The organism is Streptomyces sp. NPDC051315 (assembly GCF_044455165.1).
GTDB lineage: Bacteria > Actinomycetota > Actinomycetes > Streptomycetales > Streptomycetaceae > Streptomyces.
Map to the genome: position 1 here is coordinate 100,924 of NZ_JBITEN010000009.1, position 26,399 is coordinate 127,322.

At 73.1% G+C, this 26,399-nt stretch carries 21 protein-coding genes, 1 pseudogene and 1 riboswitch; of the genes and pseudogenes, 12 read left to right on the forward strand and 10 right to left on the reverse strand.

The window, feature by feature from the left end; all coding sequences use genetic code 11:
• Nucleotides 1-4: 4 nt before the first annotated feature.
• Nucleotides 5-5,794 carry a TIR domain-containing protein gene (locus ACIBBD_RS18790; RefSeq protein ID WP_399420550.1) on the reverse strand — a complete coding sequence of 1,930 codons (5,790 nt, stop codon included), beginning with the start codon at nucleotides 5,792-5,794 and terminating at the stop codon, nucleotides 5-7.
• Nucleotides 5,795-5,945: 151 nt separating this feature from the next.
• Between ACIBBD_RS18790 and ACIBBD_RS18795 the strand changes: the two genes are divergently transcribed.
• On the forward strand, nucleotides 5,946-7,295 hold the full coding sequence (locus ACIBBD_RS18795; protein ID WP_399420551.1) for an SLC13 family permease: 1,350 nt from the start codon (nucleotides 5,946-5,948) through the stop codon (nucleotides 7,293-7,295).
• Here the strand turns inward: ACIBBD_RS18795 and ACIBBD_RS18800 are convergent.
• From ACIBBD_RS18800 to ACIBBD_RS18810, 3 genes are read right to left on the reverse strand one after another with little or no spacing between them, the layout of a single operon-like run.
• Complete coding sequence (locus ACIBBD_RS18800) at nucleotides 7,258-8,160, reverse strand: inositol monophosphatase family protein (RefSeq protein WP_399420552.1); 903 nt, start codon at nucleotides 8,158-8,160, stop codon at nucleotides 7,258-7,260. The two genes, ACIBBD_RS18795 and ACIBBD_RS18800, sit on opposite strands and share 38 nt — an antisense overlap.
• Entirely contained in the window at nucleotides 8,132-8,794 is a 663-nt protein-coding gene (locus ACIBBD_RS18805; protein WP_399420553.1) for a hypothetical protein, read from the reverse strand. The genes ACIBBD_RS18800 and ACIBBD_RS18805 overlap by 29 nt, the downstream gene beginning before the upstream one ends.
• 24 nt (nucleotides 8,795-8,818) lie before the next feature.
• On the reverse strand, nucleotides 8,819-9,787 hold the full coding sequence (locus ACIBBD_RS18810) for a hypothetical protein (RefSeq protein WP_399420554.1): 969 nt from the start codon (nucleotides 9,785-9,787) through the stop codon (nucleotides 8,819-8,821).
• Between the two features lie 183 nt (nucleotides 9,788-9,970).
• Between ACIBBD_RS18810 and ACIBBD_RS18815 the strand changes: the two genes are divergently transcribed.
• The gene (locus ACIBBD_RS18815) at nucleotides 9,971-10,933 is read left to right on the forward strand and encodes a 5'-nucleotidase (RefSeq protein ID WP_399420555.1); all 963 of its coding nucleotides are present in this window, start codon (nucleotides 9,971-9,973) and stop codon (nucleotides 10,931-10,933) included.
• On the opposite strand, the gene ACIBBD_RS18820 is transcribed toward ACIBBD_RS18815, so the two are convergent.
• Nucleotides 10,890-11,393, reverse strand: a complete 504-nt coding sequence (locus ACIBBD_RS18820; RefSeq protein ID WP_399420556.1) for a maleylpyruvate isomerase family mycothiol-dependent enzyme — start codon at nucleotides 11,391-11,393, stop codon at nucleotides 10,890-10,892. The two genes, ACIBBD_RS18815 and ACIBBD_RS18820, sit on opposite strands and share 44 nt — an antisense overlap.
• A 149-nt stretch (nucleotides 11,394-11,542) precedes the next feature.
• Here ACIBBD_RS18820 and ACIBBD_RS18825 point away from each other — a divergent pair, with 149 nt between their 5' ends.
• Nucleotides 11,543-12,202, forward strand: a complete 660-nt coding sequence (locus tag ACIBBD_RS18825; RefSeq protein WP_399420557.1) for a YceI family protein — start codon at nucleotides 11,543-11,545, stop codon at nucleotides 12,200-12,202.
• Nucleotides 12,203-12,322: 120 nt separating this feature from the next.
• Here the strand turns inward: ACIBBD_RS18825 and ACIBBD_RS18830 are convergent, their stop codons facing one another.
• Nucleotides 12,323-13,762 (reverse strand): gamma-aminobutyraldehyde dehydrogenase, encoded by a 1,440-nt coding sequence (locus ACIBBD_RS18830; protein ID WP_399420558.1) that lies wholly within the window; start codon nucleotides 13,760-13,762, stop codon nucleotides 12,323-12,325.
• Nucleotides 13,763-13,926: 164 nt separating this feature from the next.
• On the opposite strand from ACIBBD_RS18830, the gene ACIBBD_RS18835 reads away from it, so the two are divergent.
• From ACIBBD_RS18835 to ACIBBD_RS18865, 7 genes are all read left to right on the forward strand, one after another.
• Nucleotides 13,927-14,442: an Lrp/AsnC family transcriptional regulator gene (locus ACIBBD_RS18835; protein ID WP_399420559.1), complete on the forward strand. Its 516-nt coding sequence runs from the start codon at nucleotides 13,927-13,929 to the stop codon at nucleotides 14,440-14,442.
• A gap of 19 nt (nucleotides 14,443-14,461) precedes the next feature.
• The gene (locus tag ACIBBD_RS18840) at nucleotides 14,462-15,826 is read left to right on the forward strand and encodes an aspartate aminotransferase family protein (protein ID WP_399420560.1); all 1,365 of its coding nucleotides are present in this window, start codon (nucleotides 14,462-14,464) and stop codon (nucleotides 15,824-15,826) included.
• 217 nt (nucleotides 15,827-16,043) lie between these two features.
• On the forward strand, nucleotides 16,044-16,790 hold the full coding sequence (locus ACIBBD_RS18845; RefSeq protein WP_399420561.1) for an ABC transporter ATP-binding protein: 747 nt from the start codon (nucleotides 16,044-16,046) through the stop codon (nucleotides 16,788-16,790).
• Entirely contained in the window at nucleotides 16,772-18,202 is a 1,431-nt protein-coding gene (locus ACIBBD_RS18850; RefSeq protein WP_399420562.1) for a hypothetical protein, read from the forward strand. Before ACIBBD_RS18845 ends, ACIBBD_RS18850 begins: the two co-directional genes overlap by 19 nt.
• A 184-nt stretch (nucleotides 18,203-18,386) precedes the next feature.
• Nucleotides 18,387-18,806, forward strand: a complete 420-nt coding sequence (locus ACIBBD_RS18855) for a VOC family protein (protein ID WP_399420563.1) — start codon at nucleotides 18,387-18,389, stop codon at nucleotides 18,804-18,806.
• 72 nt (nucleotides 18,807-18,878) lie between these two features.
• Complete coding sequence (locus tag ACIBBD_RS18860) at nucleotides 18,879-20,006, forward strand: LOG family protein (RefSeq protein WP_399420564.1); 1,128 nt, start codon at nucleotides 18,879-18,881, stop codon at nucleotides 20,004-20,006.
• Between the two features lie 161 nt (nucleotides 20,007-20,167).
• Nucleotides 20,168-20,890 carry an LAETG motif-containing sortase-dependent surface protein gene (locus ACIBBD_RS18865; protein WP_399420565.1) on the forward strand — a complete coding sequence of 241 codons (723 nt, stop codon included), beginning with the start codon at nucleotides 20,168-20,170 and terminating at the stop codon, nucleotides 20,888-20,890.
• 40 nt (nucleotides 20,891-20,930) lie between these two features.
• Here ACIBBD_RS18865 and ACIBBD_RS18870 read toward each other — a convergent pair whose 3' ends face one another.
• A complete protein-coding gene (locus ACIBBD_RS18870; RefSeq protein ID WP_399420566.1) occupies nucleotides 20,931-21,146 on the reverse strand; it encodes a hypothetical protein in 216 nt (71 codons plus the stop codon).
• Nucleotides 21,147-21,170: 24 nt separating this feature from the next.
• Here ACIBBD_RS18870 and ACIBBD_RS18875 point away from each other — a divergent pair.
• Nucleotides 21,171-21,341 (forward strand): annotated as a pseudogene (locus ACIBBD_RS18875) (hypothetical protein); the annotation flags it as partial.
• Nucleotides 21,342-21,351: 10 nt separating this feature from the next.
• Entirely contained in the window at nucleotides 21,352-22,152 is an 801-nt protein-coding gene (locus ACIBBD_RS18880) for a class I SAM-dependent methyltransferase (protein ID WP_367528513.1), read from the forward strand.
• Nucleotides 22,153-22,382: 230 nt separating this feature from the next.
• Here ACIBBD_RS18880 and ACIBBD_RS18885 read toward each other — a convergent pair whose 3' ends face one another.
• Genes ACIBBD_RS18885 through ACIBBD_RS18895 form a run of 3 tightly spaced genes read right to left on the reverse strand, consistent with a single transcriptional unit; the run spans nucleotide 22,383 to nucleotide 26,178 of the window.
• Complete coding sequence (locus tag ACIBBD_RS18885) at nucleotides 22,383-23,417, reverse strand: ABC transporter ATP-binding protein (protein WP_399420567.1); 1,035 nt, start codon at nucleotides 23,415-23,417, stop codon at nucleotides 22,383-22,385.
• Entirely contained in the window at nucleotides 23,417-25,126 is a 1,710-nt protein-coding gene (locus tag ACIBBD_RS18890; protein WP_399420568.1) for an ABC transporter permease, read from the reverse strand. The genes ACIBBD_RS18885 and ACIBBD_RS18890 overlap by 1 nt, the downstream gene beginning before the upstream one ends.
• Nucleotides 25,102-26,178 (reverse strand): thiamine ABC transporter substrate binding subunit, encoded by a 1,077-nt coding sequence (locus tag ACIBBD_RS18895; protein ID WP_399420569.1) that lies wholly within the window; start codon nucleotides 26,176-26,178, stop codon nucleotides 25,102-25,104. Before ACIBBD_RS18895 ends, ACIBBD_RS18890 begins: the two co-directional genes overlap by 25 nt.
• A gap of 87 nt (nucleotides 26,179-26,265) precedes the next feature.
• A riboswitch (TPP riboswitch) is annotated at nucleotides 26,266-26,372 on the reverse strand.
• Between the last annotated feature and the right edge of the window lie 27 nt (nucleotides 26,373-26,399).

Here is a 26,399-nt window from a genome sequence, read left to right on the forward strand (position 1 = left end):
CCCCTCACTCCAGCGTCTCGTCCAGCGGCACGTGCCGTACCCCCGGCAGGTGCCCGTCCAGCTCCCCCGGCTCGAACCGGCACATCCCCACCGCGTGCCAGAACTCGCCCGTGACGTCGCCCTCGAACTTGTAACCGCCGGACGGTGACAGCGCCGCCCAGCCGCCCGGCAGTCCGACGAGGGTGGCGCGCAGGGTGGCCGGGGCGCCGCCGGGGACGTTCCACAGGCGGACCGTGCCGTCCTCGGCGCCGCTGGCCAGCAGCGAGCCGTCGGGACTGAACGCGACCGCCAGGACCCGGCCGGTGTGGCCGGTCAGGACGGCGGTCGGGCGGCCGGTGCGCGGATCCCACAGGCGGACCGTCCGGTCGTCGCCGGCGGTCGCCAGCAACGGCCGCAGGGGATGCGCGGCGGCCGTCCACAGTTTGCCGCTGTGCCCGGTCAGCCGGTGCACCACGGCGCCGTCCCGCCGGATCACCGCCTGCCCGTCCCAGGAGGCGCTGGCCAGCCAGGAGCCGTCGGGGGCGAACGCCACGGCGTACACCCGGTCGGTGTGCCCGTCGAGGACGGCGGTGATCCGGCGGGCGGCCAGGTCCCAGAGGCGCACCTTGCCGTCGTCGCAGCCGGTGGCCAGGACCGCCCCGTCGGACCGGAAGGCGATGGAGCGGACCCGGCCGTAGTGCTCGGTGATGGTGACGACGTGGGCGCCGGTGGCCCGGTACCACAGCCGTACGGTGTCGTCGTCGTTGGCGGTGGCCAGCAGGTCTCCGTCGGCGCTGAACGCCTCGGCCCAGACGTGGTCCGTCTCGACGTCCATCTCGCGCTGGTACTCGCCGGTCCCGGCGTTCCACAGGTACAGGTCGCCGTCGCTGCTGGCGGTGGCCAGCAGGGTGGGGTCGGCGGGGCTGAACACCGCCGAGACCAGCCGGTCGCTCTGCCCGGTCAGCTCCCGCAGCCGTCGCCCGGAGGCGGTGTGCCACAGCCGGATCACACCGTCGTTGCCGCCGGCCGCCAGCAGCGAGCCGTCGGTGCTGAAGGACAGCGTGCCGATCCGCCGCCCGTGGCCGCGCAGGATGCGCCGGCCCTGTCCGGTGGCGGGGTCCCACAGCCGTACGACGCCGTCGTTGGCGCCGGTCACCAGCAGGGACCCGGCATCCGGGGCGGGTGCGTCGCCGTGCGGGCGGAACGTGCACACCCAGACCGAACCGCGGTGGTCCGCCGGCTGCCGGCTGAGGGGCACGGCCACCGGGTCGGCGTTCGGCGTGACCTGCCACAGCCGGACGACGCCCTGGCTGTCCCCGGCCGCGAGCAGCGTCCCGTCGGGATCGAACAGCACCTGGTACACCGCGCCCCGGCAGCCGCCGAGGAGGCCGGCGGCGGACCCGGTGGCCAGGTCCCACAGCCGTACTTCGCCCTCGGTGTCGCCGCTCACCAGGAACCGGCCCCCGGGGTGGAAGTCGAGTGTGTAGACGCGCCCCGTGTGACCGGTGAACGTGTGCAGCACCCGCCGTCCGGCCACGTCCCACACCCGTACCGTCCCGGACCGCCCGGCGCCCATGTCGCCGGTGGCGAGCAGCGTCCCGTCCGGGCTGAAGCGGGCCCGGAACACCGCGCCCCGGTGTCCCGGCAGCTCCCCGATCAGCCGCCCGTCGGCGAGGTCCCACAGCCGTACGGTGGCGGAGGCGTCCCCGGTGACCAGGGTGGCGTTGCCCGGCCCGAAGGCGACGGTGTAGACGGGCGCGCGGTGGCCGGGCAGCCGGTGCAGCGGGGTTCCGGTGGCCGTGTCCCACAGGGTGACCACGCCGTCCGCGTCCCCGGTCGCCAGCAGCGCCCCCTCGGCGTCGAGGGCGACCGGCCAGACGCCCGACGGGTGGATCTCCAGGCGGTGCCGGCAGGCGCCGGAGACCGGGTCCCACAGCCGTACGGTCCCGTCGGCGCTGCCGGTGGCCAGTACCCGCTCCCGGAACTTCACGGCGTAGACGCGGTCGATGTGGCCCCGCAGGGTGCGCAGGGCGGTGCCGGTGACGGCGTCGCAGACCAGCACCCCGCCGTCCTCGCCGCCCACCGCGAGGAGTTCGCCGTCCGGGCTGTAGGAGATGGGCTCGGGCAGCCGGCTGGTGCGCATGTCGAAGCCGTACGGCACACCGACCGCGGAGGGCCGGAAGCCGGCGTCGACGGCCATGCCGGGGGCGACGGCGGCGGAGGCCAGTTCGGGCGTCGCGGTCAGCTCGGGGCCGGCGGTCGCCGAGACGAGTGCCGCCCGCCGCCACGTCCCGCCCTCGACGCGGGCGCCGGTCAGGTCCGAGCGGATCAGCCGGGCCCGCCGCAGATCGGCCCCGCGCAGATCCGCGCCGGTCAGATCGGCGCCGTCGAGCCGTGCGCCGGTCAGCCGGGCGTCGCGCAGCACGGCCCCGGAGAGGTTGGCGCCGATCAGCCGGGCGTCGGTCAGATCGGCGCGGGTGAGGTCGACACCGGAGAAGTCGCGGTACGACAGGTCCTCCCCGGCGAGGGCGGCTCCGCGCAGGTCGGTGTGGGCGGGCACCCTCAGCCGGGAGAGGATCCTCACGGCGTTGGCGCGGGCGGTCTCCTCGCCCGTGCCGTCGTCGCCCAGGGCGCGCTCGGCCCACTCCTGGCAGGCACGGTGGTCGGCGAGGTCGCACAGGAACTCCACGGCGAGCCGGCTGAGCTGGCGCCGGGCCAGCAGCGCGGTGTCCCCGGACGTCAGCCGCACGGCGCAGGCGCGGGCGACGAGCCACTCCACCACCGAGCCGTGGATGAACCGGAACACACCGTCGTCGCTGCGCACCAGCAGGCTGCCGGAGCCGACCGCGTGCGCGGCCTGCGGCACCGACAGCCGGCTGTCGGCGAGCCCGGTCAGGGTCTCGGCGACGTCGGTGAGCTCGTCGAGGCGCAGCGAGTCCTGGCCGCTCTCCCACAGCCTGAGAGCGAGCGCGGTGACCGCGCTCCACAGCTGGTCCAGGGTGAGCCCGGGGGGCCGGCCGGGCCCGTCTCCGGCGCGTTCCGCCTCGAAGCGCAGCCAGGCGGTGAGGACCTCCTCGTAGAGGCCGGCCGGGCTGAGCGCGCGGCCGGCGCCGGCGACCGCGCGCAGCTGGTCGTCGTCGAGGTCGGCGACGAAACCGAGCAGCCGGGGGTTGCGGCACAGGGCGAGCAGGTCGGGGATGGCGTCGAGGAGGCGGACGCGGCGGTCGGCGGCGCGTCCGTCACCGTCGTAGCGGTTGACCAGGTAGGCGTGGATCTGCTGCGGGGTGAACTCCTGCACGGCCAGCACCCTGCGGTGCGGGAGGAGGCCGACGCGTTCGCCGAGGGCGGTGAGCACCTGGCCCTGGGAGCGGAAGTGCTGGGTGCGGCTGCTGACGACGATCTTGGCGCTGTCGACGGCCGAGTCCAGGAGCACCTGGAGCCGCTCGGCGGCGCGGTCGTAGGTGACCTGGGTGACCAGTTCGTCGAAGCCGTCGAAGAGCAGCACGATCCGGCCCTGCTGGAGCATGTAGCGGAAGGCGCGCAGGTCGATGGTGTCGACGCCGTGGGCGGCCAGGTGGGCGGCGACCAGCCCCTCGAAGGAGTAGGCCCGGTCCAGGGCGTTCAGCTCCACCAGCAGTGGGACCAGGTGCGGCAGTTCGGCCGGGATACGGCGGGCCAGCTCGCGCAGCGCGAAGGTCTTTCCGTGTCCGAAGTCGCCGAGGAGCAGCAGGAAGCGGCCCTGGTCGGAGTCGAGGAGGCGGAGCATGTCGTCCACCAGGCCGTCGCGGTCCTCCGAGCCGAGGCGCTCCACCTCCCGGTACCGCTGCGGCAGGTACATGCCCGGGGGGTAGCGGGAGTCGGTGCGCAGCCGCTCGCTCTGGGCGGCGACGTATGCGCGCAGGTCGAGCAGGCCCTGGAACTCGGTGAAGCTGCGCACCCGGACGCCTCTGCGGCGGGCCTGGTCGCGCAGCTCGCGGGCGGGCGGCGGGCCGTCGTGGACGAGTTCGGCCTCGGTCTCGGAGTCGGCCGCGTGCACGTCGGCCACGACCTGGTCGATGTCCTCGGCGGTCGGGGTGCCGATGTGCACGGCGACCCGTTGCTGGCGGACGAAGCCCGACTCCTCCCAGGTGACGAGCAGTTGCGGCACCGATCCGTCGACCCGCCGGAGCTGGGCGCCCTCGTGCCGGGTGCGGCAGACCTCGGCGACACGGGCGAGCAGCACCTCGACCGGGGACACGACCGCGCGCGGCTCGGGCTCCGCCGGAACGTCCGGGCCGGCGGAGGGCTCCTCGGCCCGCGGCCCGTCCGGGCCGGGACCGAAGACGCGGCGGGCCCGCCGCCACTGCGCCTCCCGCCGCTCGGGTTCCCCGGGCCCGTCCCAGAGGGTGAGCCCGTCACCGGTGACGCGCAGCAGCCGGTGCCGGCCGGGGGCGGCGGCGCCCAGCAGCGGCGGCTCACCGGCGGCGGTGGCCAGGCCGGGGCGGGTACCGGGGCCCGCCGGGCCGTGCAGGAGCAGGTGCAGCCGGGGCGCGGTGAGCCGGGCGAGGACGTCGGTGTCGCGCAGCGGACCGCCCCCGTCGGAGGCGCCGCCCCGCCCGCTGCCGGGCGGATGCCGCAGCGCCCCGATCCGCAGCCACCCCTCCTCCTCGTACGGGCGCAGCGCCTGGGCGAACCAGGCGGCCTGCTCGGGCCCGACCTGCCCGTACTGGTCGTCGAGCCGGTGGCTGTAGGCCATCGAGGAGTTCAGTCCGGCGACCACCGTGTGCAGTTCGGGCACCGGGAAGAGGGTCCACGGCTGGTCACTGTCGAAGACGACGTCGAGGCCCTGGTAGAGCTCCTTGAAGAGCCGGGTGAAGTGCCGCCACTTGGGCCAGTACGGCGGCCGGGGCGGCATCTCGTCGGCCTCGCAGGTGCTGAAGTAGGCCCGGCAGGCGGCCTGGTTGACGTCCCGGCCGCCGGGGACGAGGGCGACCCGGTGGGGTTCGAGACCGAGGAGCGCGCGCAGGCCGGTGAGGAAGGCGAGCGCCTGGTCGACCTCGCGGGGGCTGCCGGAGGCGGTCAGGTCGCCGGTGACCACCAGCAGGTCGGGGGCGGGGGCGCCGACGTCGGTCAGCTCGACGAGGTCGCCCCAGATCGCCGCCTGCAGTTCGGCCGGGTCCTGGCCCCGCCCGAAGGTGGGCCCGGCCAGGTGCAGGACGGTGACCGCCTCACGCCCCCGCCCGCCCGCGGACGCCGGTGGATACGCCGGCGGCGCCGCGGGTCTGCGCCGCCCGGCCCAGCCGGGCCGCCCGAGGGGCCGTCCCGACGGCGGCGCGGGGGGCGGTGCGGGGGCGGGCGGGGTCGACGGCCCGTCCCCGCCCGGGTAGGAGGGCCGCAGGCTGGGCCGGGCCCGGCCGTCGAGGGCCTGGCGGACCCGGGTCAGGAGCAGGTCGCGGGCGGCGGCCGGATCGGTGACGGGGACCAGGTCGACGTAGGTGATGGTGGCGAGCAGCCCCTCCACCGGGATGTCCTCGACCCGTACGGTGAGCAGGCGGCGCTCCGGGGCGTCGGGGTCGGCGCGCAGGGCCGCCTGCCATTCCATCCGGCCGTAACGGGACCGCTCGTAATTGCGGGAGAGGACGGCGATGACGGCGGCCGACTCGCTCACGCCCCGGTCCATGAAGTCCACGAAGTTGGTGCCGGGCACGAAGTCCCACGCCTGGAGGACCGTGCGGTAGCCCGCCTCCTCCAGGGTCCAGGCGATCCATGACGCCCAGCGTTCGTCGGCCGGTGAGTAGCTGACGAAGAAGTCCAACGGCCCTGTCTCATCGGTCATCCGACGCTCCCCCATATAGTCATGATGGATGAGCGAGCGTCGATATGCACCGGTTTCACAGCCAGGATCCTGGCGGGAAGGCACCGCCGGCGGACCCGTCGGCGGGAGGGCCCCCGTTACAGCGGCGCACAGATGTGCGACCCTTCCTTGCGTGCGTGCCCTCCTGCGTCTGCATGTACTGGACCGGGTGGCGATCGGTCTGCTCGCGACCGGACTGGTGTGCTGGGGCTCGGGGTTGCTGCCCTCGGCCCAGGCCGGCGACGCGATGACCCGGATCGCCCCGCTGCTGGCGTTCCTCGCCACCGTGATCGTGCTGGCCGAACTCACCAGCAGGGCCGAGGTGTTCGACGTGGTGGCGGCCCGCGTCGCCCGCGCCGGCCGGGGCAGCTACCCGCTCCTCTTCCTGCTCTGCGTGGCCTTCGCCTCGGTCACCACGATCGCCCTGAACCTGGACACCACGGCGGTCCTCCTGACGCCGGTGATGCTCGCCCTCGCCTCCCGCGTCGGCATCGCGGCCGTCCCGCTGGCGATGACGACGGTCTGGCTGGCCAACACGGCGAGCCTGCTGCTGCCGGTCTCCAACCTGACGAACCTGCTCGCGGCGGACCGGGTGGCCCTCTCCCCGCTGGGACTGGCGGGCCGGATGTGGGCACCGCAGCTGGCGGCGATCGCGGTGACCATGGCGTGCCTGTGGGGCTTCTACTGGCGCCGGGGACGGCGGGGTGCCCCGCGACCGGCCGAGCCGGGCAGGAGCCGCCCGGGCGGCGGCCCCGGAGCGGCCCGCGCGGAGGACGTGCGGGCGCGGGAGGACGTGGGGGCGCGGGAGGACGTGGGGGCGCGGGACGAGGACGCCTCCGTGGGGGACGGGGCGCGGACGGCCGGGGCCGACCGCTATGTGCCCCCCGGCCCGCACCGCCCCGCCGACCCGGTGCTCTTCCGGGCCTGCGCCCTGGCCTGCGGCGGGTTCCTGGTGGCGATCCTGGTCGCGGACGTCGAGCTGTGGGTGGCGTCCGCCACGGCCGCGGCCGTCGCCGTCGCAGCCTTCGCGGTCCGCGACCGCTCCGCGCTGCGCCCCTCCCTCGTGCCGTGGCGGCTGTTGGTCATGGTGCCCGGCATGTTCCTGGTGGTCGAGACGGTCAACGCCAACGGCCTGCACGACCTGCTGGCCTCCGCGGTCGGCCACGGCGACGGCATCGGGGGCATGTTCCGCGCGGCGGCGGTCGGCGGCGGTCTCTCGAACGTCCTGAACAACCTGCCCGTCTACCTGGCCGGCGAGGCGGCCGTCCCGGTGGGCAACCACGACCAGCTGCTCGCCCTGCTCGTCGGCACCAACGCGGGCCCGGTGATCACCCCGTGGGCCTCCCTGGCGACCCTGCTGTGGTACGAGCGCTGCCAGGCCCACGGGGTACGGGTGCCGCTGGCCCGGCTGATGAGGACCGGAGCGGTCCTGGCGGCGGCCGCGGTCACGGCGTCGGTGGCGGTGCTGGCGGTGACGGGCTGAGGACCGGGACGGTCCCCCCGGCCCCCGCCGCCAGCTCCAGCAGACGGGGCAGCACCTCGGGCCGCCCCGCGACGAACGACCGCTCCGTGTCCGGCCCCCGGAAGCCCCCGCCGAACTCCCGGCCGTCCAGGTGCCGTACGGCCACTCCCGCCTCGCGGGCCAGCAGCGCCCCGGCCGGCAGGTCGATCGCCTCGGCGCGGTAGCCGACGAAGCCGTCGATGTCCCCCCGGGCCAGCATGGCCCAGGCCAGCAGGGGCGCCCACAACTGCAGCAGCCGCCGGGAGCCGAGCTCCAGGGTGTGCCGCAGCGCGCGGACGGCGGGATCGTCGCGGCGCACCGCGTGGCCCTGGGTCCAGGCCAGCACCGGCCCGGCGGGCGACGGCGGGCGGTCCGCGACGGCCGCCGGGAGCCTGCCGCCCGGCCCGAACGCGCCGCCGCCCGACCGTGCCGACCAGGTCCGCCCGCTCACCGGCTCGTGCACCACGCCCACCACCGGCGCGCCGTCGACGCACAGGGCGACGCCCACCACGTAGACGGGCAGGCCGATCACCACGTTGTTGCTGCCGTCGAGGGGGTCCACCAGCCAGGTGCGGCCGCCCCCGTCGCCGCCCAGTTCCCCGGACTCCTCGGCGAGGATCGCGTCGTGCGGGAACCGCTCCCGGATCCGGTCCACCACGATCCGCTCGGCCAGCAGGTCCAGGTCGGTGACGACGTCGCCGCGCTCACCCTTGGGACGGGCGGTGAGACGGTCCGGGAAGCGGGACCGGAGCAGCGCCCCGGCCTCCTCGGCGGCGGCCACCGCCGTACGGCACTCGTAGGTGTAGCGGGCCGTGGGTTCAGACGGGTGGGTCGGGTTCGGGCTCATGGATCCTCCTGAGGGCGGCCCGGGCGATCCGGACGGTCTGGGCCGCGTCGCACATCCCGCGGACCACCCGGCGGCCCGGGGCACCGGGCGGGCCCAGGGAGAGGTCCGCCCGGCCGGGCAGCGTCCGCCCCAGCACCAGGGTGGCGGCCGGACGGCCGTCCGGCACCACGGTGGTGTGGAACTCGCCCGCCGGAAGCTCGTAGGTCTGGCCGCGCGCGCTGGTCTGCTCGGTGCCCGGCAGACAGCGCACCAGCCGGTCGGTGGGCCGCAGTTCGTCCACGCCCGAGGGATCGCTGTGCACCTCGAACACCCGGTGGGTGGGGTGTTCGGTCTCCTCGCGGACGCCCATGCGCCGGTTGCCCAGCCGTCCGTACAGCACCGTGCTGGTCAGGTCCCAGCTGTGCGAGTGCACCTGGTGACCCGTCAGGACGGGGTCGGCCGGCCCGAAGACGTGCACGCACACGCCGTCCGCGCCGTCCCGCAGCACGGGCAGGCAGACGAACCCCAGTGGATGGCGCACCGCGCGCAGCGCCCGGCGGCCCGCGGCCACCTGTTCCAACTCCGATGCGGCCTGCCGCATCACCTCGCCGGCGGCCCCCCGCCGGGCGGCCCGTTCCAGGGCCGGGTAGTCCATCGTCTCCCCCTCGGCACAAGGTGGTCACCTGCGGTACGGGTCCTCCGCCCGCAGCGCCCTGTCGATGATGTCGCCGACGTCACGGTCGGTGAAACTCGCCGGCAGCGGCAGTCCGAGCCGGTCGAGCAGGCGTCTGACCTCGTCGACGGTCGGCTCGTCGCTCAGCGGGGAGGCCTCGCGCAGATCGAGCTTGACCGCCTGCTCCCGGCTCTGGTGCAGCTCGGTGACGTAGTAGTCGTACAGCGGCCGCCCCCGCTCCACGCAGAGGCTGACGCGGCGCGGGTCGTCCTGGGTGATGATCAGGCAGCTGTCGGAGAGGTCGAAGCGCAGGGTCGGCGCCACCGACGACAGGTGCACGTCGATCTCGAGCGTGTCCAGCCGCTGCCGGTGCCAGGCGGCGGCGACCACGGTGGCGTAGGACTCCTTGCGGGTGCGCTCGGTGGTCCACTCCGTGAACGCGCCGCCCTCCTGCCGATGGCCGAAGGTGCGCCGGAAACGGGCGTAGGCGGCGCAGACCTGGTCGTCGGCGGGATTGACGACGTCGATCTTCATGCTGAGGGAGCGCCGCTGCCGCTGGGCCTCCACGACGCACTCCGGCAGGGTGACGGCCCGCAGATAGGTGCCGGTGCCGCCCTTGAACACCCAGCGGGCGGTGCTGCGCCGGGCCCGCTCGTGGGCGAGCGCCACCTCCGACCCGGCCAGCGTGCGCACCATGGACAGGTCCTCGATCGCCCGGCTCGTGCCCGCGGTCGCGGCCCGGATGTCGGCCAGCCGCCGCCTGCGCTCGGCCAGTGAGCCGTAGACCAGGGCCGCCAGCACCAGCAGGATCGAGCCGGTGACGATGTCGTCGTCGAAGTCCTTGTCCAGGATGTCCATCAGGCCGACCACCAGCGCCAGCGCGATGGCGACGACCCCGTCCGCGTTCCTGACCGCCCACGCGATCGAGTCCTCCAGGCGGCGCCCGGACGGCTGCTGCGGTGTAGTACGCCTCACGTCCACCCTCCCCCGACGGCGACTTCCAGGGTAGGAGCAACCCCCCGGCGGGATCCACGGTGCGTGAATCGGCCTCGACGGCGCGTACCCGACGCCGCCGGGAAGGGAAAGTATGCGTTGGGGGGGTCACCGTCGCCCCCCGCGGGCGACGCCGGCCGGCGGCGACGCCGGAGGGGAGCCGCCATGCCGCCGTACAGCCTCGACAACCGCCTGGTCATCGGGATCGCCTCCAGTGCACTGTTCGACCTGGAGGAGTCCGACGCCGTCTTCCGGCGGGACGGCGAGGAGGTGTACCGCACCTACCAGCGGGAGCACCTGGACGAGCCCCTTCGGCCCGGAGTCGCCTTCCCCTTCATCCGCCGCATCCTGTCCCTGAACGACCTGGCCCCCGAGGGCGACCCCCTGGTCGAGGTGATCATCCTGTCCCGCAACGACCCCGACACGGGGCTGCGGGTCATGCGGTCCATCAGGACGCACCGGCTCCCCATAAGCCGCGCCGTCTTCATGCAGGGCCGGGCGCCGTACCGGTTCATGCCCGCCCTGAACATGTCGCTGTTCCTGTCGGCGGACGAGGACGACGTCCGGGAGGCCGTGGCGTCGGGGCTGCCCGCGGGCCGGGTGCTCGGCTCCGCCGTGGCCGACGACCCCGACGACCCCGAGCTGCGTATCGCCTTCGACTTCGACGGGGTCCTCGCCGACGACGCGTCGGAGCGTGTGTTCCGGCAGGACGGCCTGGAGGGCTTCCGCGCCCACGAGGCGCTGAACGTCACCACGCCCCATGACGCGGGCCCGCTGCGGGACTTCCTGCGCGAGATCAACACACTGCAACGCCGGGAGGAGGAGCGGCGCAGGGCGGACGCGAGCTACGCGATCCGCGTGCGCGTCTCCATCGTCACCGCGCGCAACGCCCCCGCGCACGAGCGGGCCGTGCTGAGCCTGAACAACTGGGGAGTGACCGTCAACGACGCCTTCTTCCTCGGCGGGGTCGACAAGAGCGCGATCATGGACGGGCTGAAGCCGCACATCTTCTTCGACGACCAGGAGAGCCACCTCGAGGGCACCTCACGGACGACTCCGAGCGTCCACATCCCCTTCGGGGTCGTCAACCAGGAGGGCGTGGAGCGGGCGGAGCAGGGGCGTCAGTAGACGACGGACACGATCCGGCAGGCGGCCACCCCGCCCAGGACACCCCCAGCCCGATCGCGTCGAGGTCGGCGCCCTCGAACCGGCGGACGACCTGCGGCCCGGCCGCCGCCAGGGCCTCGACGAGGCCGGCCGGGCCGACACCGGCGTGCAGGTCGACCCAGTCCTGGTTGACGCGGTGGACGAACGCCTCCAGCGTCTCCCCGGGCGCGACGACGGGCCGGAAGCCGTCCGGTCGGCGGCCGAGACGGCCGTGGAAGTCGCCGAGGACGTGGGCGGCGAGGTCACGCACGGTCCACCCCGGGACGGCGGCCCTGTCCCACTCACCGGGCCGCAGAGCGCGCAACAGGTCGAGGAAGGCGGCCACTTCGGGCCCGGACAGCGGCCGGGCGTCGATCGGCCGGCCCAGCCAGGGAAGGCCCTCCGGACGGTCGGCATGTGGACCGGGTTTCGTCACGGACACCGGCCAACGATACGAGAAAACGATTCCTCCCCCTTTCTCGCGGCCCGTCCGATCCTCCGGCGCATTACTGGGGGAATACGTGACGACCGTGTGCGCGGCTCTTGAAGGAGGCTTGCGGCACTATCCGCCGTGCCGTAATCACGTGGGTCATGAAACTGTTCACCCGTGCTGCGTCCCAGCGCCGCCCGGTTCCCCCCACCGCCCCGCAACTCCCCCACGAGCGGCGGGCGTCCACGGCCGCCGGACTGCCGGATCCCGCCCTCGCGGCGCTGACCGGAGAATGGATGATCGACCCGGCGCACAGTCGTATCGGTTTCTCCGTGCGCCATGCCATGGTGACCACCGTGCGCGGGGCTTTCACGGAATACCAGAGCCGGCTCTACTTCGACGGCCGCGATCCGGCTCGCTCACGGGCCGAGATCGTCCTGTCCACCGCGTCGGTCGACACCGGTGTGGAACAACGCGACGCCCACCTGGTCGGCCGTGACTTCCTGGACGCCGCGACCTATCCCCGGATGCGTTTCGTCAGTACGGCGGTGTCCCTCGCGGGCAGCGACGTGTACCGCATGACCGGCGACCTCACCATACGGAACGCCACACGTCCCGTCGACCTGGAGCTGACGTACATCGGACACGTCACCGACCCGTTCGGCTACGAGCGGGTCGGTTTCGACGGCACCACCACCATCAACCGCTCGGACTGGGGCCTGACGTACAACGCGAGACTGGCCGAGGGCGGCGCCATGGTGAGCGAGAAGGTGCGCCTCCAGTTCGACATCGCCGTCATCCGCGCGACCCCCGGGGGCTGAGTTCCCCGCCGTCGACGGCCCGGTCACCGGCGAGGAGCACACGCTTCCGACGCGGGGCCCTGACGACGCCGCGCCCCCGGACGGGGCTTCCCGTCCGGGGGCGCGGCACGCGGCTGGGCGCTACGCGTCGAGCGAGGTCATCACGTGCTTGATGCGCGTGTAGTCGTCGAAGCCGTACGCCGACAGGTCCTTGCCGTAGCCGGACTTCTTGAAGCCGCCGTGGGGCATCTCGGCGACCAGCGGGATGTGGGTGTTGATCCACACGCAGCCGAAGTCGAGCTTCTTGGACATGCGCATCGCGCGGCCGTGGTCCTTGGTCCACACCGAGGAGGCGAGGGCGTACTCGACGCCGTTGGCCCACTCCACGGCCTGGTCCTCGTCGGTGAAGGACTGCACGGTGATGACCGGTCCGAAGACCTCGTTCTGGATGATCTCGTCGTCCTGCTTGAGGCCGGAGACGACGGTCGGCGCGTAGAAGTAGCCCTCCTCGCCGACCCGGTGGCCGCCCGCCTCGACCTTGGCATGGGCGGGCAGCCGCTCGATGAAGCCGGAGACCTGCTTCAGCTGGTTGGGGTTGTTGAGCGGGCCGAAGAGCACGTCCTCGTCGTCCGGCCGGCCGGTCTTGGTCTCGGCGGCGGCCTTCGCGAGCGCGGCCACGAACTCGTCGTGGATGGCCTCCTGGACGAGGACGCGGGTGGCGGCCGTGCAGTCCTGGCCGGCGTTGAAGAAGCCCGCGACCGAGATGTCCTCGACGGCCTTGGCGATGTCGGTGTCGTCGAAGACGACGACCGGGGCCTTGCCGCCGAGCTCCAGGTGGACCCGCTTGAGGTCCTTGGAGGCGGACTCGGCGACGGACATGCCGGCCCGGACGGACCCGGTGATGGACGCCATCGCCGGGATCGGGTGCTCGACCATCAGGCGGCCGGTGTCGCGGTCGCCGGTGATGACGTTGAAGACGCCCTTGGGGAGGATGGAGCCGATGATCTCGGCGATCAGGACCGTGGACGCGGGGGTGGTGTCCGAGGGCTTCAGCACGACGGTGTTGCCGGCCGCGATCGCCGGGGCGAACTTCCAGACGGCCATCATCATCGGGTAGTTCCACGGCGCGACCTGCGCGCAGACGCCGACCGGCTCACGGCGGACGATCGAGGTCAGCCCTTCCATGTACTCGCCGGCGCTGCGCCCCTCCAGCATCCGGGCGGCGCCCGCGAAGAAGCGGATCTGGTCGACCATCGGCGGGATCTCCTCGGACCGCGTGAGTCCGATCGGCTTGCCCGTGTTCTCCACCTCGGCCGCGATGAGCTCCTCGGCGCGCTCCTCGAACGCGTCGGCGATCTTCAGCAGGGCCTTCTGGCGCTCGGCCGGGGTGGTGTCGCGCCAGCCCGGGAAGGCCGCCGCGGCGGCCCGCATCGCGGCGTCGACGTCCGCCGGGCCGGACAGCGGCGCGGTCGCGTACGCCTCGCCGGTCGCGGGGTTGACCACCTCGGTGGTCCGTCCGTCGGCGGCGTCCCGGAACTCACCGTCGATGTAGTTGCGCAGACGACGCAGCTCGGTGCTCACTGCCGGCCCTCCAAGTTCGGTGTCCAATCACTGAGACACCCACACTAATCGCTGCCCCCACGTTTTCAACACCCCCGATCCCGCCAGGACTGCGGAATCCGCAGATCTCAGTCTCGTAAACAACGAATTTCATCGCCCCGGCCTTGCGGAACTGTCGAGACGTCGTGCAGAGTGAGGTCGTGGCCAGTCGAAGCGCAGAGCACCGGGACTCCCGCGAGTCCAAGAACGGCACCCCTCATCTGGATGCCGTCAGCCTCGCCATCATCGAGCAGCTCCAGGAGGACGGCCGTCGGCCGTACGCCGCGATCGGCAAGGCCGTCGGCCTGTCCGAGGCGGCCGTGCGCCAGCGCGTCCAGAAGCTGCTCGACCAGGGCGTGATGCAGATCGTCGCCGTCACGGACCCGCTCACCGTGGGCTTCCGCCGACAGGCGATGGTCGGACTCCACGTCGAGGGCGACGTCGAGGCGGTCGCCGACGCGCTCACCGACATGCCGGAGGTCGAGTACGTGGTGATGACCGCGGGCTCGTTCGACATCCTCGCCGAGATCGTCTGCGAGGACGACGACCACCTGCTGGACGTCATCAACAAACGCATGCGTGCCCTGCCCGGCGTGCGCTCCACCGAGAGCTTCGTCTACCTGAAGCTGAAGAAGCAGACCTACATGTGGGGAACCCGATAACCGTGAGGACCCGATAACCGTGAGCACCAAGGACCTCAGCCGCACCGCGTACGACCACCTGTGGATGCACTTCACCCGCATGTCCTCGTACGAGAACTCCCCGGTCCCCACCATCGTCCGGGGCGAGGGCACCTACATCTACGACGACAAGGGCAAGCGCTACCTCGACGGTCTCGCCGGCCTGTTCGTGGTCCAGGCCGGTCACGGCCGCACCGAACTGGCGGAGACCGCGTTCAAGCAGGCGCAGGAGCTGGCGTTCTTCCCGGTCTGGTCCTACGCCCACCCGAAGGCCGTGGAGCTGGCGGAACGCCTCGCCCACCACGCGCCGGGCGACCTGAACAAGGTCTTCTTCACCACCGGCGGCGGCGAGGCGGTCGAGACCGCCTGGAAGCTCGCCAAGCAGTACTTCAAGCTCCAGGGCAAGCCGACCAAGTACAAGGTCATCTCCCGCGCGGTCGCCTACCACGGCACCCCGCAGGGCGCCCTGTCCATCACCGGCCTGCCCGCCCTGAAGGCCCCCTTCGAGCCGCTCGTGCCGGGCGCGCACAAGGTGCCGAACACCAACATCTACCGCGCGCCGATCCACGGCGACGACCCCGAGGCCTTCGGCCGCTGGGCCGCCGACCAGATCGAGCAGCAGATCCTCTTCGAGGGCCCGGACACGGTCGCCGCGGTCTTCCTGGAGCCCGTGCAGAACGCCGGCGGCTGCTTCCCGCCCCCGCCCGGCTACTTCCAGCGGGTGCGCGAGATCTGCGACCAGTACGACGTGCTGCTCGTGTCGGACGAGGTCATCTGCGCCTTCGGCCGCCTGGGCACGATGTTCGCCTGCGACAAGTTCGGCTACGTCCCGGACATGATCACCTGCGCCAAGGGCATGACCTCGGGCTACTCCCCGATCGGCGCGTGCATCGTCTCCGACCGCGTCGCCGAGCCGTTCTACAAGGGCGACAACACCTTCCTGCACGGCTACACCTTCGGCGGCCACCCGGTCTCCGCGGCCGTGGGCCTCGCCAACCTCGACCTGTTCGAGCGCGAGAACCTCACCCAGCACGTCCTGGACAACGAGGGCGCCTTCCTGCAGACCCTCCAGAAGCTGCACGACCTGCCGATCGTCGGCGACGTCCGCGGCAACGGCTTCTTCTACGGCATCGAGCTCGTCAAGGACAAGGCGACGAAGGAGACCTTCACCGACGACGAGACCGAGCGCGTCCTGTACGGCTTCCTGTCCAAGGCGCTCTTCGACAACGGCCTGTACTGCCGTGCCGACGACCGCGGCGACCCGGTCGTCCAGCTCGCCCCGCCGCTGATCTCCAACCAGGAGACGTTCGACGAGATCGAGCAGATCCTGCGCGCGACGCTGACGGAGGCGTGGACGAAGCTGTGACCGCTCCGGGAGATCCTTCGGGTGATCTTCCTCTGAGGTGATCAACACCGGCCCCGGTGCCGTCCGTTCGAGTGAGACACGGCGACCCGGGGCCGTGTGCTGTCCGGATGCCCGTCATGAGCTGCCTAGCGTGCCAGTGACCGATCGGCCCCTGCCTTCGTTCCCCCGGACGGGGGAACGGCACGGGAACTACGGATCTGAACCGAGGTGTACGCCCATGGAGGCCCCGCCGGACAACGACGTGCTGTGGGCACGGTCCCTGCACTTCACGCACCACGACGGCTCCCCCGCTCTCGGCGGCGTGTCGCTCGGCGTGCGGGAGGGCGAGATCCTCGCCGTCACCGGCCCGCGCGGCAGCGGCAAGACGACCCTGCTGCACTGCCTGTCCGGCCTCGCGCCCACCCAGCGCGGCGAGGTCTGGTTCAACAGCGTCCCCGTGCACACGATGGGCCCGCTGGCCCGCGAACGGCTGCGCCGCGACCGCTTCGGCTGGATCGACCCGGTCCCGGTCCTCGTCCCCGAGCTCAACGTCTGGGAGAACGCGGCCCTGCCCCTGATGCTGCGCGGCACCAGCCGCCGCCGTGCCAAGGTCGCCGCCCTGGAGTGGCTGGAGCGCCTCGACGTGGGCGACAGGTCGCGCTGCCGGCCGCACGAGCTGACCCAGGCGGAGCGCCAGCGCGTGTGCATCACCCGCGCCCTGGCCCCCGCCCCGTCGGTCCTCTTCGCCGACGAGCCGACGGCCCCCCTGCACCGCGCGGACCGGGCCCACGTCCTGCGCACGCTCACGACGGCGGCCCGCTCCCACGGCATCACGGTCGTCCTGGCCACCCACGACGCGGAGACGGCGGCCCTGGCCGACCGCACGGTGCCCCTGCTGGACGGACGCCGGGTGAAGACGGTCCACCTGCCCCCGGTCGGGGAGCACGAGGCGGAAGGCCGGGCGGCGTGCTCGCTCTCCGCCTGACCCGCAGCGCCCACCCCGCCGTCCAGCTGCGCCGCCTGCTGGTGGCGACGGCCTCGGCGGGCACGGGCTTCCTCCTCCTGGGCACCCTCGGCCACGCCCTCACCCACCCCGGCACCCCGGGCGCCTCCGCGCTCCGCCTGGCCTGGTGCGCGGTCCCGCTGGCGGCGACGGTCCACTTCGCCCTGGCGGTGGCCCGCACGGACCCCGGCACCCGCCCCCGCCCCGGCCTGGCCGCCATCGGCCTGGGTCCCGCCCGCCTGATGGCCGTCTCGGCCACCACGACGGCCCTGTCCACCACCCTCGGCTCCCTGCTGGCCCTCCTGGTCTTCCTCCACCTCCGCGGCGACCTCACGGGCCTGCCCTTCGACGGAGCGGCCGCGGGCTTCCTGGCGTCGGAGGTCCCCCTCCCGCTCCCCGCGGCCCTGACCCTCCTGTCCCTGGTCCCGGCGACGGCCTCCGTGGCGGTGGCCCTGTCCCTGCGCCCCCGCGACACCCGGCCGGCGCGGAGGTCCCGGGGCACCGGGGTGTCCCTGAGGCGGTTCGGACCGCCGCCGACGGGAGCACGGGAGACCTTCGGGGCGTACGGCAGGTTCGGCAGCCGGGCCGTCGGGACCGCGGGCGGTCGTGCCGCCGGCGCGAGGGGCGTCCTCCCGCTCGAGCGAGGCCGGGACCGGGCGAGGGCGGGCGCGGACGGCACCCCGCAGGCACCGGGCAGCGCGACCCGCCCCGCGGCCAACGGCGCGCCGCAGTCACCGGACCAGGTGCCCGGCCCCCCGCACGATTCCCTGCCGCCCGAGCCTCCGGCACCCGACCCCACCGCCCTTCCCTGGGGCGCGGCGCTCCTCGCCGCCGGCCTCGCCGTGGAGGCCTACGCCACCCACACCGCGACCGACACGACCACCCTCACCCTCCCCGGCGGCCCCACCGGCCCCGCCGCGGTCCTCCTCGGCTGGGCCCTCACCGCCCTCGGCCTCGCCCTCGCCGGCCCCGGCCTCACCCACCTCTGCGGCCGGCTCCTGCAGGCCGTCCGCCCCGGCGCGGTCCGGCTCCTGGCCGGCCGCGGCCTGATGCAGGAGGCGTCGCGCATCGGCCGCCCCCTGGGCATCCTGTGCGCGGTGGCCTCCGGCGCGTACGGCATGGCCACCCTGTCCGGCCCGTCCGCCCCGTCCGCCGGGCCGCTCACCACCCTCGGCGCCCTCCTGGTCGCCGGCTGCGCCCTCGCCACCCTCCTCACCGCTGCCGTGGAGGCCCGGCAGGCCCGCGCCGACACCACGGCCGCCCTGCTCCGTCTCGGCGCGCCGGCCACGGTGCTGCGCAGCGCGGCCGCACTGCGCGCCGGCGCGCTCGCGGCGCTCTTCCTCCCGCTCACCCTCCTCGTGGCCGAGCTCGCGGCCCTCCCCCTGACCGGCTGACCCCGTACGGGACCAGGCACCCGTACGGGACCAGGCACGCGAACCGGCGCCGGGACCGCCCGGAACATCGCGCGAAAAAAATCCCGGTACACCGATGAGTTCCGCTCGACCCCTCGGTCTACCCCACCGAACACCACGAAGACGCCGCGCGGACCAACCGCACGCACCGATGGGAGAGACCCCGATGACCGCCCCCGCCTACCAGCAGATGATCTTCGTCAACCTCCCCGTGAACGACCTCGAGGCCTCGAAGAAGTTCTTCACGGAGCTGGGCTACTCCATCAACCCCCAGTTCAGCGACGACAACGCGGCCTCCGTGGTGATCAGCGACACCATCGTCGCGATGCTGCTCACCAAGCCGTTCTACTCGACCTTCACCAAGAAGGAGATCGCGGACTCCACCAAGACCAGCGAGGTCCTGATCGCGCTGAGCGCCGAGAGCCGCGAGAAGGTCGACGAACTGGTCGACCGCGCCCTGGCGTCGGGCGGCACGCCCAGCGGCGAGACCCAGGACCACGGCTTCATGTACGGCCGTTCCTTCGACGACCTCGACGGCCACACCTGGGAGGTCGTCTGGATGGACCCGTCGGCGATCGAGGGCTGACCGTCCGTCGCGGGGCGCGTCCTGAGCCCGCGCCCCCGACAGGTTCCACAGGACACTCCCTAGCATGGGCGGGTGCATCCGACACCCGCCCAGCCGTTCGACGGCTCCCACGACCGTGAGATCGAGTCCCTCGCCGAGTTCGACGAGGTGGTCGCCGCACGGGGCGCCCTGTCCCACTACCGCGTCCAGGCCGTCGATCTGACGGACCGTACGGCGGTGCTGCTGACCCTGGACACCACGGGCACCGTCTTCCTCGGCTGCCCGATGGACCCGGAGGCGGCGGCGAAGGCCCGTGCCTCGGGCGCCCTGGTCTTCCCGCCGATACCCGGTCTCTCCTTCGACCCCTACCGCGCCTTCGTCTACACCCCCGAGGAACTGTTCGAGTCGCTGGACGAGGGCGGTTACGAGGCGACACCCGACGCGGTCACCTACGCCTGGTTCCAGCGGACGAAGTCCGACGGCGACGTCTTCGCCTCCATGCTCCGCTCGCTCCACGACGACGCCGTCTCGGACGCCCTCGACGAACTCCTCGTCGGCGCCCGGGTGGTGGGCGTCATGGGCGGTCACGCCATGGCCCGCGGCACGGAGGCGTACGCGGGTGCCGCGCGCCTCGGCCGTCGGCTCGCCCGCGCCGGCCTGACCGTGGCGACCGGTGGCGGCCCGGGCGCGATGGAGGCGGCCAACCTGGGCGCCTACGCGGCGCCCTTCGCCGACGGCATGCTCACCGAGGCCCTCGGGATCCTCGCCCGCGCGCCGAGGTTCACGCCCTCGGTCACCGACTGGGCGTCGGCGGCCTTCGAGGTCCGCACCCGCTGGCCGCGCGGCGGCCCCTCGGTCGGCATCCCCACCTGGTTCTACGGCCACGAGCCGCCGAACCCGTTCGCCGCGCACATCGCCAAGTACTTCTCCAACGCCACCCGCGAGGACGGCCTGCTGGCCCGCTGCACCGCGGGGGTGGTGTTCCTGCCGGGCGCCGCCGGGACCGTACAGGAGATCTTCGACAGCGCGACGCCCAACTACTACGAGTCGCGCGGGGAGCCCACGCCGATGGTGCTCGTGGACCGGGCGCACTGGACGGAGCGGCTGCCCACGTGGCCGCTGCTGCGGGCGCTCGCCGAGGAGCGCGCGATGGCGCACCGGATCGCCCTCGTCGATCGGATCGAGGAGGCCCCGGAGGCGTTGAAACGTCTCGGCGGTTAAAGCGCGGGCAAAGCCGGGGGGCGCGAAGTGTCCACACATTGACAGTACTTATGGAACGCTTATAGACCTGTGAGCCTCCCGGGGTTGCTGTCCGCCCGCCGCACAGGGGGCGTCAGCTCCCCCTCAGCCCCCCGCAGTTGTGCATCACGTAAAGGACAAACGTGTCCCCATCCCGCCGTACCGCCGCTCGTTCGGTGCGCATGCTCGGTGTCACCGCCGCCTCGGCCGCCCTCGTCCTCGGGGTCTCCGGCTCGGCGCTGGCCGACAACATCACGTACTTCTCCGCGGAGGCCGCCTGCGACGGCACGAAGGGCGTCATCACCGTCACCGACAAGGACCCGGCGGCGACCCCGGCCGTCGTCACGGTCTTCCTCCAGAACAACAACGCCGACCTCCGGCAGGTCGGCAGGCCCACGCAGGTCAAGGGCTCGGCCGAGGGCGTCACCATCACCTTCACCGAGGACTGGGAGCCCAACGCCAAGTACCGGATCCACGTCAGGACCGGCAACGCCGAGGGCGACATCGAGCCCTACCTGACCGCCCCGGCCAAGGCCTGCGCGGCCGCCGAGACGCCCACCACGCCCACCACGCCCGCCGGCCCGTCGGCCTCAGCGTCGCCGTCGGACTCCGCCTCCGCACCGGCCGAGAGCGCCTCCGGGACACCGGCCCCGTCGGCCTCGTCCCCCTCGGCGAGCGACAGCACCGCACCCGCGGACACCACCGTGAGCAGCGCCCCGTCGCCCGCGGTCGGTGAGTCCAACCTCGCCGAGACCGGCGCCAACTCCCACACCGGCCTCATCGTCGGCATCGCGGCCGTGCTGGTCGTCGTGGGCGGCGGCGCGGTGTTCTTCGGCATGCGGCGCCGGGGGCCGGGCAACCGCTGATCCCCTACGGCCCGCCCCCTGGGGGCGGGCCGTCGGCGTCTCACCCGAACGTCGTCTTCTCCAGCCAGAACTCCAGCAGCTCCCGCTCGCCGAGGACCTCCAGCCCGGGGCCGTCCAGCGGCCGTCGGCGGTAGAACGCGAGCAGGACCTCGGTGAGCGGGCCGCGCAGCGCCACCGTCGCCTTCTCGTGTGCGCGGCGACAGACGACGCCCTGCCACCTACCCGCGCTGCCTGACCGGCCGTCGAGCCTGGCCACCCGAGGACTGACGGCGGCCCTTGGGGCTACGCGGACTTCATCGCCGCGATCACCGGCCCCCAGCACGAGCAGCACGAGGAACTCCTCGACTGGATCGGCGGCACCTTCGATCCCGACCACCTCGACATCGATGCCATCAACAGGCACCTCACCGCTCGAGAGCCATCGGCGGAACCTGTGCGGTGGAGCAACTAGGGTACGGCGTATGAGCCAGACTCCCGTCGACCCCGTCGCGCACAACCGCCTCGCCTGGGACCGCGAGGTGGAGGAGGGCAACGAGTGGTCACGCCCGGTCGGCCCCGAGGTGATCGCGAAGGCGCGGGCCGGCCAGTGGTCCATCGTCCTGATCGGGTACGAGCCGGTCGACCCGACCTGGTTCCCGCCGGAGATCGCCGGTCGCGACGTGCTCTGCCTCGCCTCCGGCGGCGGGCAGCAGGGTCCGGTGCTGGCCGCGGCGGGCGCGCGGGTGACCGTCTTCGATAACTCGCCCCGCCAGCTGGCGCAGGACGAGATGGTCGCGGCGCGGGAGGGGCTCGACCTACGCACCGTGCTCGGCGACGCGCGCGATTTGAGCCCGTTCCCGGACGCCTCGTTCGACCTTGTCGTCCACCCGGTCTCCAACCTGTTCATCCCGGAGCTGGCGCCGGTCTGGCGCGAGTGTCACCGCGTGCTGCGCCCCGGCGGGACGCTGCTGTCCGGCTTCCTCAACCCGGACGTCTACCTCTTCGACGCCGAGTCCTTGGAGGCGCGCGGCGAGCTGGTGGTGCGCCACCGCCTGCCCTACAGCGACCTCACCCACCTGGAGCCCGCCGAGCGGGAACGGCTGTGGGGCCTCGACGCGCCGGTGGAGTACAGCCACACGCTCACCGAGCAGCTCGGCGGGCAGATCGCGGCGGGCTTCGCCATCACCGGCTTCGCCGAGGCGCCGCACCACTCGGAGGCCACCGCCGGCTGGCTCCCCGGCTACTTCGCCACGAAAGCGGTCAAGGCTGGCGCCGGTCACTGACCCTCCAGCGGCCGGGCCAGGTCAGCAGTGAGGCCGGCGGGCGGCTGGGTCAGGTGGGCAACGACCCTGCTGATACACAAACCGCGAACACCCGGCCTCGGCAATTCCGCGTCGCTCATGGTGCTGGCAACCGTGGGGCACCCGCACCACGCATGACCGCCTCGACATCGACGCCATCAACAAACACCGCACCGCCCGAGAGCCATCGGCGGAACGTCTGCGGTGCGGCACTAGGGCGGGGCCGGTCCTTCGAGCACGACGATCTCGGCCGAGTCGAACGCCACCCCGACCGTGTCCCCGACCTCCGGCGCAAGCCGCAGCGCGCACGCCGCCTCCAGACGGGGCGCGTCCGCCGGCTGGAGGTGCACGGCGACGTGGGTGCCCTTGAAGGTGCGGGCGGCGACCGTGCAGCGCAGGCCCTCGTCCGCGCCGGCCAGCCGCACCCCGGCCGGCCGCACCAGCAGCGTGCGGGTCCCCTGCGCGGAACCGGCCGGCACCGGCACCTTGCCCCACGGCGTGTCCGCGGCCTCCCCGGCGACGCTCGCCTCCACCACGTTGTCGAAGCCGAGGAAGCGGGCCACGAACGCGTCCGCCGGCCGCTGCCACACCTCGAGGGGCGTACCGGACTGGGCGATCCGCCCGTCCCGCATCACCACGACCCGGTCGGCGAGCGCGAACGCCTCGCCCTGGTCGTGGGTGACCGCGAGCACGGTGGTGCCCAACCGGCCGAACAACTCCCGCAGTTCGACGACCAGCCGCTCCCGCAGCGACCGGTCGAGCTGCCCGAGCGGCTCGTCCAGCATCAGCAGCCGGGGCCGGGGCGCGAGCGCACGGGCCAGCGCGACCCGCTGCTGCTCACCGCCGGAGAGCGCGGCGACGGCCCGGCGGGCGGCGCCCGGCAACCCGACCAGCTCCAGCAGCTCCCCCACCCGCTCCTGCTGTTGGCGTTTCGGCGCTCCGTGCATCCGCATGCCGAAGGCCACGTTGCCGCCCACGTCCCGCTGCGGGAACAACTGGTGGTCCTGGAACATCAGGCCGAGCTCCCGCCGGTGCGCGGGGACCCCCGACTGGTCGCGCCCGTCGAGCACCACCCGTCCGGCGTCCAGGGGCTGCAGCCCGGCCACCGCCCGCAACAGGGTCGACTTGCCGCTGCCGCTCGGCCCGAGCACACACACCACCTCGTGCTCGGCGACGGCCAGATCGACGGCGTCGAGCACCGCCCGCCCGCCGAACCGCACGGTCGCACCCTCGAGCCGCAGCAGCATCAGAACTCTCCCGTCCGGTCGGTCCGCAGCCGCTCCAGCACCAACAGGGCCACCGCGCACACCAGCATCAGAATCGTGGAAAGGGCCATCGCCTGCCCGTAGTTGAGTTCACCGGCCCGCCCGAGGAGCCGCGCCACCGCGACGGGCAGCGTCGGGTTGTCGGGCCGGGCGATGAACACCGTCGCGCCGAACTCGCCGAGCGACACCGCGAAGGCGAACCCGGCCGCGACGAGCAGCGCCCGCCGCACCATCGGCAGGTCCACCTCCCGCCACACCCGCCAGGGCGACGCTCCCAGCACCGCCGCCGCCTCCCGCAGCCGTTCGTCCACCGCCCGCAGCACGGGCAGCATGGTCCGCACGACGAAGGGGACGCCGACCAGCGCCTGCGCGAGCGGCACCAGGATCCAGGCGCCGCGCAGGTTCAGCGGGGGTTCGTCGAGCGCGATCAGGAAACCGAAGCCGACGGTGACGGCGGAGACGCCGAGCGGCAGCATCAGCAGCGCGTCGAACCCGCGGACGAAGCGGGCGGCGACCAAGGCGCCCCCGTGCGCGCGGGGCCGGGAAGGGGGCAGCCGGGTCAGGGCCGCGGCCGCCAGCCCGCCGACCAGCACGGCGATGACGGTGGCGACGAGGGCATACTGCAGTGAGTTGCCGATCGCGTCGATCGGCGGGACGAGGAAGACGTTGCCGTCGTTCCTGGTCAGCGCCCGGTAGTAGGCGAAGTCGGGGGCGTCCAGCGAGCGCTGCACCAGCACCGCCAGCGGTAGCAGGACCAGCACGACCACGGTGGCGAGGACCCCGGCGAGCAGCACCCACTGCCCGGCCCCGCGCGGCCGCCGCGCCGTCACGGAGGCGTCCACCAGCCGCAGCGCGGTCTCCCGCCGCCGTACGGTCCAGGCGTGCACGGCGAGGATCGCGCCGACGGAAGCGAACTGCACGATCGTGAGGACGGCCGCCGTGGACAGGTCGAAGATCTCCGAGGTCTGCCGGTAGATCTCGACCTCCAGGGTCGAGAAGGTCGGCCCGCCGAGGATCTGGACCACGCCGAAGGAGGTGAAGGTGAAGAGGAAGACCATGAGCGCGGCCGCCGCCACGGCGGGCGCGAGCGCCGGGAGCGTGACCTGACGCCAGGCCCGCGACGGCGACGCGCCCAGCATCCGTGCCGCCTCCTCCTGCCGCGGGTCGAGCTGCGCCCACAGCCCGCCCACGGTCCGCACGACGACCGCGTAGTTGAAGAAGACGTGCGCGAGCAGGATGGCCCACACCGTGGTGTCCAGCCGTACGCCCCACAGCTCGTCGAGCGGCCCGCCCCGTCCGAGGAGCGCCAGGAACGCCGTACCCACGACGACCGTCGGCAGCACGAACGGGACGGTCACCACGGCCCGCAGGATCTGCCGGCCGGGGAAGGTGAAGCGGGCGAAGACGTACGCGGCGGGCAGGGCGAGCAGGAGGGTGAGCGCGGTGGAGGCGAGCGCCTGCCAGGTGGTGAACCACAGCACGTGCCGGATGTCGGACTGCCCGAGCACGTCCCACAGCCGCCCGAGGTGCGGGCCCCCGTCGCCGCCCAGCCCGCGCGAGACGATCGCGGCGACGGGGTAGGCGAAGAAGACGCCGAAGAACGCGACGGGCAGGGCCATCAGTCCGAGCCGCGCCGCGTTCCCGCGCCGGGTGGTGCGCGCGTCGGTCACTTCAGGACGAGCGAGGTCCACGACTTGACCCAGCCGTCGCGCTCGGCGGCGATCTTCGCCGGTTCCATGGTCTCGGGGTTTTCGGCGGCCGGGCCGTACCGCGTGAACTCGGCGGGCACGGCGGCGCCCTTCACCACCGGGTAGACGAACATGTTGAGCGGCATGTCCTCCTGGAACTCCTTGCCGATCAGGAAGTCGATCAGGGCCTTGCCGCCCGCGCTGTTCTTCGCGTTGCTCAGCAGCCCCGCGAACTCGATCTGCCGGAAGCAGGTGCCGGCGGCGACACCGGTCGGGGCGGTCGTCGGCTTCGGGTCGCCGTAGATCACCTCGGCGGGCGGCGAGGAGGCGTAGGAGACGACGAGCGGCCGGTCGGCGCCGGCCTTCTTCCCGCCGGCCGAACCGGAGAACTCCTCGTTGTAGGCCTGGTCCCAGCCGTCGACCACCTTCACGCCGTTGGCCTTGAGCTTCAACCAGTACCCCTCCCAGCCGTCGTCGCCGTACTTCGCGACGGTGCCGAGCAGGAAGCCGAGGCCCGGCGAGGAGGTGGAGGCGTTCTCGGTGACCAGCAGGTTCTTGTAGGCGGGCTTGGTCAGGTCGTCGAAGGAGGCCGGCGGGGCCAGCTTGTGGTCGGCGAAGTACTTCTTGTCGTAGTTGACGCAGATGTCACCGTGGTCGACGGGCGTGACCCGGTTCTTGTCCGCGTCGAGCTGGTACCGGGCGTCGACCTGGTCGAGCCCCTTGGCCTCGTACGACTGGAACAGCCCGTTGTCCAGGGCCCGCGACAGGAGTGTGTTGTCGACGCCGAAGAAGACGTCGCCCTGCGGGTTGTCCTTGGTGAGGATGGCCTTGTTGACGGCCTGCCCGGCGTCGCCGTCCTTGAGGACCTTGACCGTGTAGCCGGACTGCTTCTCGAAGTCCGCGAGCACGGTCTTGGAGACGGCCCACGAGTCGTGGCTGACGAGGGTGACGGTCTTGGAGCCGGAGCCGTCACCGCCGGACCCGGTCGAACCGCACGCGGACAGCGTGACGAGACCGAGGCCGACCGCCGCGGCCAGGAACGTCTTGGTGTGCACTGGTTTTCCTCCTGGGGTGGGCCAGGAAGAGACGCGGCCCTGCCCGGGACCCGCGAAGATCCGCCGGTCCCGGGCAGGGCGCAACAGCTCGAGTGATGACCGAACTTCCTACCCAGAATGACCTGGGCGAGGTTCAGAGGGTCTGCGGCCGGTTGCCGCACTCTCAGCGCTGTGGCGCTCCCCTGTCGGAATATGAAGGTGTCTGACTGTGAAGGTGCCGA